This is a genomic window from Dokdonia pacifica (assembly GCF_900188275.1).
Lineage (GTDB): Bacteria > Bacteroidota > Bacteroidia > Flavobacteriales > Flavobacteriaceae > Dokdonia > Dokdonia pacifica.
On the sequence record NZ_FZNY01000002.1, the window covers coordinates 618408 to 631021 of the forward strand.

The 12614-nt window shown below is 34.5% G+C and carries 14 protein-coding genes; 12 read left to right on the plus strand and 2 right to left on the minus strand.

Annotation, left to right across the window (positions count from 1 at the left end):
• Nucleotides 1–67 precede the first annotated feature (67 nt).
• The 10 genes from CHB80_RS09915 (at nucleotide 68) to CHB80_RS09960 (ending at nucleotide 9514) form a co-directional block, all read left to right on the plus strand.
• On the plus strand, nucleotides 68–922 hold the full coding sequence (locus tag CHB80_RS09915) for a helix-turn-helix transcriptional regulator (protein ID WP_089371285.1): 855 nt from the start codon (nucleotides 68–70) through the stop codon (nucleotides 920–922).
• Nucleotides 923–1011: 89 nt separating this feature from the next.
• Nucleotides 1012–1362 (plus strand): hypothetical protein, encoded by a 351-nt coding sequence (locus CHB80_RS09920; protein WP_143337094.1) that lies wholly within the window; start codon nucleotides 1012–1014, stop codon nucleotides 1360–1362.
• A gap of 2 nt (nucleotides 1363–1364) precedes the next feature.
• Nucleotides 1365–1859, plus strand: coding sequence for an anthrone oxygenase family protein (locus CHB80_RS09925; protein ID WP_089371287.1), 495 nt, complete (start codon nucleotides 1365–1367; stop codon nucleotides 1857–1859).
• Nucleotides 1860–2049: 190 nt separating this feature from the next.
• Nucleotides 2050–2880, plus strand: a complete 831-nt coding sequence (locus CHB80_RS09930; RefSeq protein ID WP_089371288.1) for an SDR family oxidoreductase — start codon at nucleotides 2050–2052, stop codon at nucleotides 2878–2880.
• 135 nt (nucleotides 2881–3015) lie between these two features.
• The gene (locus CHB80_RS09935; protein ID WP_089371289.1) at nucleotides 3016–3597 is read left to right on the plus strand and encodes a TetR/AcrR family transcriptional regulator; all 582 of its coding nucleotides are present in this window, start codon (nucleotides 3016–3018) and stop codon (nucleotides 3595–3597) included.
• A gap of 104 nt (nucleotides 3598–3701) precedes the next feature.
• Nucleotides 3702–4595 carry a hypothetical protein gene (locus CHB80_RS09940; RefSeq protein WP_089371290.1) on the plus strand — a complete coding sequence of 298 codons (894 nt, stop codon included), beginning with the start codon at nucleotides 3702–3704 and terminating at the stop codon, nucleotides 4593–4595.
• 9 nt (nucleotides 4596–4604) lie between these two features.
• Nucleotides 4605–6956 (plus strand): efflux RND transporter permease subunit, encoded by a 2352-nt coding sequence (locus tag CHB80_RS09945; protein ID WP_089371291.1) that lies wholly within the window; start codon nucleotides 4605–4607, stop codon nucleotides 6954–6956.
• Nucleotides 6957–6961: 5 nt separating this feature from the next.
• Entirely contained in the window at nucleotides 6962–7735 is a 774-nt protein-coding gene (locus CHB80_RS09950) for an outer membrane lipoprotein-sorting protein (protein WP_089371292.1), read from the plus strand.
• A 206-nt stretch (nucleotides 7736–7941) separates the two neighbouring features.
• Nucleotides 7942–9141 (plus strand): hypothetical protein, encoded by a 1200-nt coding sequence (locus tag CHB80_RS09955; RefSeq protein WP_089371293.1) that lies wholly within the window; start codon nucleotides 7942–7944, stop codon nucleotides 9139–9141.
• A 4-nt stretch (nucleotides 9142–9145) separates the two neighbouring features.
• Nucleotides 9146–9514, plus strand: a complete 369-nt coding sequence (locus tag CHB80_RS09960; RefSeq protein WP_089371294.1) for a hypothetical protein — start codon at nucleotides 9146–9148, stop codon at nucleotides 9512–9514.
• Here CHB80_RS09960 and CHB80_RS09965 read toward each other — a convergent pair.
• Together CHB80_RS09965 and CHB80_RS09970 are read right to left on the minus strand one after the other, a co-directional pair.
• Complete coding sequence (locus CHB80_RS09965) at nucleotides 9511–10248, minus strand: alpha/beta hydrolase (protein ID WP_089371295.1); 738 nt, start codon at nucleotides 10246–10248, stop codon at nucleotides 9511–9513. The genes CHB80_RS09960 and CHB80_RS09965 overlap by 4 nt on opposite strands.
• Before the next feature lie 40 nt (nucleotides 10249–10288).
• Nucleotides 10289–11167 carry an RNA polymerase sigma factor gene (locus CHB80_RS09970; RefSeq protein WP_089371296.1) on the minus strand — a complete coding sequence of 293 codons (879 nt, stop codon included), beginning with the start codon at nucleotides 11165–11167 and terminating at the stop codon, nucleotides 10289–10291.
• A gap of 195 nt (nucleotides 11168–11362) precedes the next feature.
• On the opposite strand from CHB80_RS09970, the gene CHB80_RS09975 reads away from it, so the two are divergent.
• Both CHB80_RS09975 and CHB80_RS09980 read left to right on the plus strand, forming a co-directional pair.
• Nucleotides 11363–11869 (plus strand): SRPBCC family protein, encoded by a 507-nt coding sequence (locus CHB80_RS09975; RefSeq protein WP_089371297.1) that lies wholly within the window; start codon nucleotides 11363–11365, stop codon nucleotides 11867–11869.
• A 129-nt stretch (nucleotides 11870–11998) separates the two neighbouring features.
• Nucleotides 11999–12520: a DinB family protein gene (locus CHB80_RS09980; protein ID WP_089371298.1), complete on the plus strand. Its 522-nt coding sequence runs from the start codon at nucleotides 11999–12001 to the stop codon at nucleotides 12518–12520.
• Nucleotides 12521–12614: the final 94 nt, after the last annotated feature.

Below are 12614 nucleotides of genomic sequence, written 5' to 3' on the forward strand. Positions count from 1 at the left end.
ATACTAAAAATGTTTTAGATATATCGTATCACATATTTGATAACAAATACGTATTTTTATGTGAGGTATGACAAGAGATTTTATACATATTAATGACTTTATCATTTTGGTTGAAGAAGCCAAATCGGCTACTACAGAAATAGATGCATGCCGCTTTGAAGAACCACTTATAGCCGTCGCTTTTTATGGCTCTGGAAATGTAGATCTTGCCGTTCAATATGGTGAAAAGAAAAAGAAATTTAAGCATACTAAAGGGCTAGCGCTTTCTTTTTATGCCAATGACCAAGTAATATTTGAACATACTATTTCTCCTGATAAAAATTTAGAATGCATTGTGGTAGCTACTGCTTTACGGAATCTAGACCAACTTCCAAATCAAGAAGGCGAGATTTTTAGAGATTTATTACAAGAGTTAGTACACCCCAAAGATCATTATGTAGAAGGACCTAGTTTCTTCATGACCCCAGATATGCAAAGCATTGTAGATGCCATTTTTGCCAATCAATACTCAGGTAAAACAAAAATGATGTTTTTCAGAAGTCAGATTACGGCACTTCTTTCTCACTTCTTTGGGCAACTCGCTATGATGCATGAAATGACCTCAACATCAAATCATAGTGATCAATTAAATAAGGTGAAAGAAATTCTTATCGCCAACTTAGACAATCCACCTTCTCTTACAGAGCTTTCAAAGCAAATAGGACTCAATACCACCAAACTAAAAAAGGAATTTAAAGCAGTTTTTGGAGTCCCTGTGTTTAAATACCTCCAGAATGAGCGCCTTTCTACTGCACATGCATTGATACACACAAAAAATGCAACAGTGCAAGAGGCCGCTTGGCAAGTAGGTTATGATAGCTTGAGTTCTTTCTCTAATGCATTTGCAAAAAAGTTTGGCTACAGACCTAGTCAAATTAAGTAACGCTCTTTTCGAACAAATCAAACTTCCGCTCGAATAAATGTTTCGAGCTACATCCCTGCATCTTTGTATCATCAAAACAATAAAAATGTATGATGATGACAACACTTATAAAACTCATAATTGGACTTACGCTTTCACTAGCAAACATGACTGCGATATCTAGTACTTCATCAGAAGAAGTAACCCCTATTATTCTAGAAAATAATACTCGCACAGAAAAAGAAACAGCTTACCAAATACTCAATAACAAATGTAATGTCTGCCATATAAAACGTAATAAGAGACGTGTTTTTACTCTAGAAAATATGACGCAATGGGCAGACGATATTCATAGGCAAGTATTTATCAAAAAGAGAATGCCCAAAGGCAAAAAAATCAAATTAACAACTACAGAATATCAGCAATTATTAACGTGGATTACTACTACAAAAAATCAATAACTATGGAATTTTCAATCAAAACGGGGATACTTTTCATGAGTATTCTATGTACAGGACTTACCGCAGGATTATGCTTTACATGGTCTAATGCCATAACACCTGGAATAGGTAGACTAGATGACCTCTCATTTTTACAGTCATTTCAAGGGATGAATAGAGCTATTATCAATCCTAGTTTTTTAATCGTGTTCTTTAGTCCTGTAGTATTACTTTTTCTCAATGTATACTTTTTTAAAGAGGCGCATCGCGCTACATTTTGGTCATTTCTTGTTGCCGCAATCCTGTTTTTTGTAGGGATAGGATTGATCACCATTTTCAAGAATGTACCACTTAATGAAATGCTGGACAAAGCTTCTTTAGAAACCATGTCTACTATTGAGTTAAAAGAACTACGAGAAGCCTTTGAAAAACCTTGGAATCGTTGGCATATACAACGTACTATCACCTCGTTTACGGCTTTTACATTACTACTTATAGGAATTATATACACAAAATAATAATACTGTATACGCTTTCGCGAAATCGAGCTTGCGAGATTCACGACCAGAGGGAGAGCAAAGCGATAAAGCGGACTTATAAAATTCATAATCAAAGAGATAGTGAAGCGTTAAAGCGTACTTAGGAGGATTCATCATGTACATCAAAAAACGAATTATATCAATTAATACTCATAAAAACGAACAAACAATGAAATCAGAAAACATCTTAGTCATCGGAGGAACCGGAAAAACAGGGAGAAGAATTGTACAACAACTTCAAGAACTCGGACATCACGTCCGTGTGGGATCAAGATCTAATCAACCGTCATTCGACTGGCACCAACCAGAAGGCTGGGCAGAAGCATTAGAAGGAATGGATAAAGTGTATATCACCTACCAACCAGATCTAGCGGTGCCTGGCGCATTAGCAGCCATAGAACAATTGGTTAAAGAAGCAAAAAGAGCCCAGATCAAAAAACTCGTGTTATTATCTGGAAAAGGAGAACGTGAAGCAGAACTATGTGAACAAGTAGTGATTCATTCTGGAATAGCATATACAATTGTACGTGCCAGTTGGTTTAACCAAAACTTTAGCGAAAGCTTTTTATTAGATCCTATTTTAGAAGGGGTCGTAGCACTTCCACAGGCAGCAGCGCAAATTCCATTTGTAGACGTACAAGATATTGCTGCCGTTGCAGTAGAAGCATTACTAGACGAAAAGCATAATGGACACATTTACCAACTCACAGGACCACGTACACTCACCTTTAATGATGCAATTAATGAAATTGCAAAAGCAAGTAATAGAACCATTACATTTATTCCTGTAAGTGTTCCTGAATATGGTGAAGGAATGCGTAAAGCAAACCTCCCTGAAGATTTTATATGGCTTATTGAATACCTATTTACTGAAGTGTTAGGAAATCCAAACAACTCCGAAGTAACAGAGGACATTCAGAAAATATTAGGAAGAAAAGCCATTGACTTTAGTGACTATGTACAACGAACAGCAGCTACAGGTATTTGGAATAAGAATTAAAATCCAACCGATCTTATATGATCATATCCAGAAACGGTTTTGCTGTTTCTGGATATTTTTTTGAAAGAAAAAGTTATGTTAAAATAAATTAAACCGATTAGTCTAATTTAAAAATATTTCTATATTTGCAATCAAATGGGCTATAAATATAACAAAGAAGAAATTCTAGATGTAGGATATGATGTTTTTCGTAGAAACGGATATCACAATGTGGGAATTAATCAGATTTTAAAAGAATCTGGTATCCCTAAGGGCTCTTTTTATAACTTTTTTGACTCTAAAGAAGACTTTGCGCAACAGGTAATCAAACGATATGGTGAAAACAACCAATGTTGGATGCAAAAATATTTTGATGATTGTGAGCTCTCCCCTATTGAGTGTTTAAAATCATTTTATGCAATGATGATTCATTACAACGAAGAAGATAATTATGCCGGCGGTTGTTTAGTTAATAATATGTGTGTTGAAGTGGGAAGAAATAATGACATGCTAGCAAAAGAATCTAACCAGCAGTTTGTAGGCTGGTTACAAATACTTGCAAGTGTTGTAAAAAAAGGACAAGATCAAGGACAAATTACCACACAATATAACTCCTTATGGCTAGCAGAATATTTACATGCTGGATTTTATGGAGTCCTTTCTAGAACTAAAGTAACTCGTAATCGTGAATATATGGATGCTTGGCATACCATGACTTTTAATTTTATCACACAGTAATAAAAAAATTTATTGTAAAATTAAACAGAACGGTCTAATTATTTTAATATAACACTCTAAAATCAAGAATATAAACTGTTACATCACCCTTTAAAAACAATTTAATGAAAAAGTACATTCAATTATCTGTCATACTTTGTGTTATCATTTCGATTCAAGCATGCAAATCTGTAGACTTACGATCTGAGGATTTAAAATCACAAAACATTACAAACGCTGAGCAAAAGGGGAAAGCACTTTTACAGCAAGCTAAACTGGCAATGGGTTATGACAAGCTTGCAACTTCTGAAGTCTACCAAGTAGATGCCCTATTTAACTGGAAAGGTGCCTGGTTATTATTTCCTATGAATGCATTCCCAGGAAACAACAATAAAGATCTCAAACTAAAATTTGCTACTAACTCGTTTGATGGGCAGTTAGAATACCTCGAAGGGCGCAAAAAAGGAACCATCCAAGGGGTACAATCATGGCATGGTTATAAAAAAGAAGTCGGTAGTGATTTTTTAAAACAACATGAACATGATCGTTATATATGGGGACTCGCTACCTATCATTACTTATTAGAGGCACCCATGCATCTACCTGATGCTGAGATTATACGATATTCAGGCACCAAACAACTAGATGGGATTGTGTATGAAACCGTCTATGTTACTTGGGGTTCAGAAACTCCTAATAAGCAATACGATCGCTTTTTAGCCTATATCCATCCTGAAACAAAGTTTATAGATCTTTTAGAAGTTACTATCAATGATTTCTTCCTTCCTATGCCTAAAGGAATGCAACATGCAACAGCTAGGTATGAACGTAAAAAAACAAGTATAGGAGCTTACTTACCAAGCAACGTCACTATTCAGTTAAAAGCTCCAAAAAAGGCTGAGAGCAAAGTCTATAGTTTTTCCTTAGAAAACTACGAATTTGACTCTTTTGAGAAAGAAACCCTCTACCCTATTGAAGGACTCACCTACTATGGATTTTCAAAACCTGTAACTGAATAAAACATAGCTATGAAAAACATTAAAAAAAATCATTCGGATAAAAATACATTTGCAAAAAAATGGGCAACTTTTGTAATTAAGTATAAATGGCCCGTTGTTATCCTCTCCATACTACTAGCTATGGGGTTAGGCTCGCAAGGAAACATGCAATTTGATGGTGATTATCATGTTTTCTTTAGTGAGTCTAACCCAGAATTGGAAGCCTTTGATGCCTTACAAGACACCTACACCAAAGATGATAATATTGTATTAGTATTAGCTCCTAAAAATGGAGATGTTTTTACGAAAGAAAATCTTATTGCTATAGAAGAACTCACTGCAGAAGCATGGAATACTCCATATTCTTCTCGCGTAGATGCTGTGACTAATTTTCAACATACTAGCGCAGTAGGAGACGATTTATATGTAGATGATTTATCTTATGATTCTGCCTCAAAAACAGCATCTGACATCAAAGAGATTAGGCAAAAAGCATTAAAAGAACCTTTACTCGTTCATAGGTTAATAAATGAAAAAGGAAGTGTGACTGCTATTAATATTACGGTAAGACTTCCTGGAAAAGATAGCGCATTAGAAATCCCTGAAGTGACCGCTGCTACTAGAGAAATGGTTACTAATTTTCAAGAAAAACATCCAAATTTTGATGTATATACCACTGGACTTGTTCCTTTGAATACAGCCTTCTTTGAATATTCTGAAAAAGGATTTGCCTTAGTTGGGATCATGGTATTAGTAGTATTATTACTTACATTATTGCTTACGCGAAATTTCTTTGCGATGCTCTCTACACTACTTGTATTCATGTTTTCGTTCATGGCAGCATTTGGATTTATTGGTCTAATGGGTATTAAATTAACGCCGCCTTCTTCTGTATTTCCTACCATGATTTTAACACTCGCCGTAGCAGATAGTATACATATTCTAATTACTTACCTCCAAAAAGTAAGAAAAGAAGGATATGATAAACAAGATGCTATTATAGAAAGTATCAGGCTTAATTTTATGCCTGTATTTATTACCAGTCTTACCACAGTGATTGGGTTCTTAACAATGAATTTTGGAGATGTACCTCCTTTTTGGGATTTAGGAAATATTGTAGCTTTTGGAATGACCATGGCGTTTCTATTTTCAACAACATTTCTTCCTGCATTTATGGCAATACTCCCACTCTGGAAACGTAAAAAAGGAACACAAGAAGCAGCAGTTCAAAAAATAAGTATTTATGCTCAATTCGGAAACTGGGTTATAAAACAACCTATCAGGCTTACAGTTATATCTCTAGTGATTATAGCAGGACTCACTTACCTATCTACTTTAAATCAATTTAATGATGAGTTTGTAGAATACTTTGACACTTCTGTAAAATTTAGACAAGACAGTGACTTTATTAATGAAAATCTTACGGGTTTTTATAATGTAGAGTTCTCTGTAGGTAGTGGCGAAAGTGGCGGAATAAACGATCCAGCTTACCTTACGAAACTCAATCAATTTGAAGATTGGTTAAATGAACAACCCGAAGTCGTACATACCAATGCTTTTAGTGAAGTAGCCCGAAGAGTCAATAGATCAATGCATGGAGACAACGATGCATTTTACCGAATACCTGACACCCGTGAAGAGGCTGCTCAATATTTATTACTCTATGAATTATCACTTCCCTTTGGTTTAGATTTAAACAATCAAATTAATGTCGATAAGTCGGAAACCAGAGTTACAGCTACGCTAAAAAACAATTCAAGTCCAGAAATGATTGCTTTTTCAGAACGTGCTGAAAACTGGTTAAAAAATAATGCTCCAGAAGCCATGCATAGTATTGGAGTAAGTCCAACCCTTATGTTTTCAAAATTAGGGTTTAGACAAGCAGACAGTATGTTTAATGGAAACATTGTTGCGCTTATCCTTATTTCGTTAATCTTAATGATCGCGCTAAGAAACATTAAACTAGGACTCCTAAGTATCATACCTAATGTAACACCAGTAATTGTAGGCTTTGGGCTATGGTGGTTATATAAAGGCACAATTAATACAGGAATGGTCATTGTATTTGGAATGACATTAGGTATCATTGTAGATGATACTGTACATTTTATGAGTAAATTTTTAAGAGCACGTAGAGAATTAAACTATTCGGCTAAAGAAGCAGTTATCTATGCCTTTGAAACCGTAGGAAAAGCTTTAGTTACCACTACAATTGTCCTTGTCGCAGGATTTAGTATTCTTTCTACATCGCCTTTTGCACTTAACAGTTATATGGCGCGTATTACCCTTATCATCATACTTGCCGCATTAATTATAGACTTTATACTACTCCCCTCTTTACTCATCCTATTAAGCAAAAAAGAACAAAATTCAATTCAATAAAAATCATGAAAACATCCATAATAACACTACTATTTCTAGCTACTTTTACAGTAGGAATTGCTCAAACCCCACAAGAACGTGGCATTGAAATTGCAAAAGCCGCAGAAACGGCAGATTTAGGTTTTGGAAGCTCTACTGTAGCCATCAAAATGACACTCAAGAATAAAAATGGTCAAACCAGTGAGCGTTATTTAGAAAATAAAACCCTAGAATTAACTGAAGATGGTGATAAATCTCTTATCGTATTTAATAGCCCTAAAGATGTAAAGGGAACCGCTACCCTTACATTTACTCATAAACAAGGAAGCGATGACCAATGGTTATATCTTCCAGCAATTGCACGTGTAAAAAGAATCTCTTCCAATAATAAATCAGGTCCTTTTGTAGGAAGTGAGTTTGCATATGAAGACCTTTCTTCTCAAGAAGTAGAAAAATACAACTATACATTTATAAAAGAAGAAGGAAGTAATTTGATTGTAGAGCAAGACCCTGTAGACCCAAAATCTGGTTATACAAGACGATTAGTCACCTACAATAAAGACAAGGGATATCGTATTGAAAAAATTGAATTTTATGATCGAAAGAATGCCTTATTAAAAACACTTACGTATAGCAATTATAAACTATATAAAAATAAATTCTGGAGAGCCAGTACTTTCAATATGGTCAATCACCAGAGTAATAAAGAGACTTTACTCGAATTTAGTGATTACAATTTTGAGGTTGATCTAGCTGAAGAAGATTTCAGTCAGGTAGCACTAAAACGAGCAGGTAGTTAATTAGTTATTGGTTAAGTGATTAGTTAGACAACTGGCGGAAGACATAAAATACTTTTCGCCAGTTTAACTCATAGCAATCATTACAAGAATTAGTTACAAAAAATAAAAATGCTTTCCCCCACAATAATGTTGTTGCTTTTTTAAAGTCCAAAGAAGTCACGTTACATCTATCATTTTTGTAGCGTGATACTTTGGCACAATATCGTATGAAAAATGCCTTTATTTTAATTGCTTTCCTTTCTTTTCACGCTTTCGCGAAAGCGCAGACAGAAACTAAAAAAACAACCCAAGAGTTTGAACTTGAGATTGAAACGGAGTATCGTTATTTTTATGAAAATGCACAATTTGAGCAGCAAGAAGATCATTATCCATCTATTGCGTTACGCCCAGAATACAGTATTGAATGGAATAAAGGATATGAAGGGATTCATTTTAAAGGATTCTTGCGTTTAGATCGTGATAATGAACGTACCCATTGGGACATTAGAACACTGTATTACCAGAAAGCAAAAAATAATTGGGAACTAAGTATTGGTTTAAAAAAAGTATACTGGGGTGTTACAGAAAGTAACCATCTGGTAGATATTATTAATCAGACAGACGCTGTTGAGAGTTTTGATGGTGAAGACAAGCTAGGACAACCTATGATTCAATTTAGTTGGATTACGAATCGTTGGGGAACTTTTGATTTTTTTTACCTTCCCTTTCATCGTAAACGTACCTTCCCTGGCACTGAAGGAAGATTACGTTTTGCAACTGTAATAGATAAGGATGATGTAGGGTATGAAAGCGGAGCTCAAGAATGGCGTCAAGATATTGCATTTAGATGGAAGTATTATATAGGGGCATTTGATATTGGCGTTTCTCACTTCTATGGAAACGGAAGAGAACCACTTTTTACTGTCTCTCCTACTGGAACAATTAATGCGTTTTACCCAGTAATTAATCAAACAGGAATAGATATACAAATCACACACAATGCATTCTTATGGAAAGTGGAATCTATATATAGGCATGCAAAAGCGCAAGATTTTATAGCGCTAGTAGGCGGATTAGAATATACTTTTAGTAATATAGATGGGAATGGTCTAGACATAGGTCTCTTGGGAGAATACCTTTATGATGAACGTGATGAATTAGCACTGACTGCGCTACAAAATGATCTCTTCTTTGGAAGTAGAATTGCTTTTAATGATATACAAGACACTTCCATTCTCATAGGCGGTATTACAGACTTAGAAAATTCGAGTACCATTATGAGTCTAGAAGCCTCTAGACGTTTTGGTTCTAATTGGACTGCCGAAATAGAAGCAAGAATCTTTAATAACGTAGATACTTCCGAATTTATCTTAGCAAACTTTAGAAACGATAGTTTTTTAAGAGTTAGTATTTCAAGGTTTTTTTAAAAAAATGGAGACAATACGACTTCGTTATACCATCAAGAAACCAAAAGCTATTGTCCAAAAAGCATTATTAGAAGGAATAGCAGTACACCAAGAGTTTGAGACATTAACGATTCTTAAACGCAATAAAATCTCTCACTCGTATATTATTCATATAAATCCGCTATTACAGTATAAAAATCTTACTGATGTTTCATTAGTTATTGATGTATACGATGCTGCAAACTCAAAACACCATACACAAATAAGACTATTATTACATTATACGAATACTACATACTATACCTTTAGGAAGTTGATCCTAAAAGGACATCTTAAGTGTGAGCTATTAAGTCATTTTAATAGATTTAAATCTCGCGTTGAAAAATGGAGTTAGTGATCTAGCATAAAATTTAAAACTTGCTCCAATTGACTATTCCAATTTTCAAAATCATGAGCGCCTTCTGTCTTTAAATTCTCAATATGGTAGTCTTTTGATTTATATAACTGAGTGAGAGGTACAACATAATTCTCAGCATCATTTTTTCCTGTAGAAATGAAGATATTCAAATCTTTATTCTCTGAAAAGGCAATGGAGGAAAGTGCTTCTTGGCAAGGGTACGTAATGGGTGATAACAAAGCATAATTCTGAAATAAAGCGGTCTTCCCAGAGAAATACGCCCCATTAAGCCCTCCGAAGGACAGCCCTACTAGGCTTCTGTTTTTAGGTTTTCGCGAAAGCGTGCTTTCTATAGTAGGGATTAATTCTTCTTCAAAAAACCTTATATAATCATCATTACAAAAAAAGTAGGTGTTACGTTTATCTTCTTTGGTTTCTGGATCAATAGTACTTACAAAAACATAAAACGTATCTGGGATTTTTCCTTGTGAAGTGAGTTGTTTTATTTTATTCAAAGTGCCATTAGCTATCATTTTCTCGCCATCGGTGATATAAACAATAGAAATCGGCTCTACGTCCTGAATAACTCCATAAGTAGTCACTGATATCTTTTCTGAAAGAATCGTACTGTTGATATGAAATTGAGTTTGGATATCCTTAGGAAGGTATGATAAATATTGAAGTGTCAGTACTATAAAGATAGAAAAACCTGTAGAGAAAATACGCATCATAATATGCTGTATAAGGTTAGGAAGATAACAAGTGCATATTTCAATTTAATCGCATGGCTTGATTGATCTTTTCATCATTAATGATATCCAATAAAAAGGTTTTCTTGTCAAAATCTTTCTTGAAGGGCATTTGTCTGTAGAGTTCGTCAAATTTATCTTCGACTGTTTCTATCATAAAATCGGCATCAGGTTTGATCATTTCCTTAAAACTTGCATGTTCCTTCCTATTAAAAAGTAAATTCTTTGCATCTATGATTTTATTATCAATAGCAAATTGTACTTTTTTATGGCAACGACACGGGTTTTCTTTATTGACAAGACCACATTTATTATTCATGTAATTGAACATGTCTTTACGTGCTCTTGAAAGTCGTTTTCTATAATTATCTTTAGAGATATTCAAAATTTCAGAACCAATAGTCTGATCTGCATCAAACATTTCTCCCAGAATATACACCATACGTTGGTCTCTATTTAAACAAAGTAGCATCCCACTCATACAAGAATAATTCATCTCTTTGATCAATTTTTCATTGGCTTTTTGTTCTGCTTCTGTCATATTAGAATCGGGTGTTTGTTCTAAGGCATTAGCATGTACCTCAAAACTGGTAAAAATCTTTTCACTAGCTTTTCGTTTTGACGCTAAAAAATGATTGACCACAATTCGATAACACCATGTAGAAAATTTACTTTCCCCTTTAAACTTACTCAAATTTGTTACGATTTTTATAAGTGCTTCCTGTGTCAAATCTTTCGCATCGGCTGGATGGCGTACCATCTTCCAAGCCACATTATAAATAAAAGGTTGATGCTTTAATAAAAGCTCCTCTAGTGCTGCTTTGCTTCCATTTTGAGCACTTTCTACAAGAGTCGCATCTGTTTTATCACCTGTATATACTTTTAAAAAAGGATTATTCATTGTATGTGTTTTATTCTTTTAGATGCAACTTTTAACAAGGTGTGACAAAACCTTATCTCCATGGGTAGTATGATAGTTTAAAATTAAGTAAATATCTCTTGGTACGCTTTCGCGAAAGCGTATAAAAAATAATCCTACTCGTCACACATTACATATTCTGTCATCAAAAGAGCATAACTTTTTAAATAAAAAAACATGAAAACTTTAAAATTAGTAGCGCTAACTGCCTTATTTATGTTAGGATTAAATACCACAAATGCAGTTGCCCAAAATGCCGATGCAAAACTAGTACATACCCAAATCGTTGAAAAAAGTGCAGATGACGTATGGAAAATTGTTAGAAATCTTGATTTTTCAAAATACTCGTCTACAATAGGTAACGTAAAAGTAACTGGTAATCATGAAGCTGGAGCCTCAAGAGTATGCGCTACACCAGATGGCAAAGGTCAGTTTAAAGAAAATATTCTTGCCTATGACAATGTAAACAGAACTTATACCTATGCTGTTGTAGAAGGTGTTCCTGTAAAAGGACTCATTAATAACTTTAAAGTAGTTGACCTAGGTTTTAATAAATCTATGATCGTTTGGTGGTCCAACTATGAAGCATTTATGAAGAATCCTCAAATGACTGAAGAACAGTTTACAGCTTTTATGCAATCTTCTATCCAGGAGATTACTACAAACATGGCAAATGACGCTTAATTTTCTTCCCCCCTATATAGTATGGGCTCACTTTATGAGTGAGCCTTTCTTAGTATTTAATGTGCTATGTATGAAGAAATATGAGTTTAAAACAACAAGCATAAAAAGAATCTTATACCTCTAAATAACATGACATTTCATCAAAAAGCACGAGCCTTATTCATTTTAATAATTTCATCCTGGATGCCTATGACAGCACAACAATCATCATTCAAAAAAGAATTTCTAAAAAAATGGAAGAATGCCACAACATATACACTAGAAGTTGCAGAAAAAATGCCTGCAAGTAAGTATGGCTATCGACCTAATGAGGGCATGCGAACTTTTGGTGAACAAATGGAACATATTGGGTATGCCATGACCTATTTATCTATGAATGCTATACATAGTAAGGAAATTCCATACCAGGGAAACCTTACCGATAAAGATGCTCTTATTGATTACTTAAAAAAACAATTTGAAATCGTTAGAGTTGCTGTAGAAAAGATGGACAGTACTGACTTTGAAAAGACAGTTTCGTTTTGGGCAGGTAGAATGACACGTAGGAAAATCTTAAACATCGCTTTTGACCACACTACTCATACGCGTGCGCAAGCCATTGTATACCTTCGGTCACAGGATATAAAACCACCTCAATACATTGCATGGTAAGCAATTACAATAGCTAAAAGGAACTTATGTTTTTATGCAAAGTTGTCACAGATATACTATTTCTGAATCAAAGTATAAACATAGAGAGCGACTT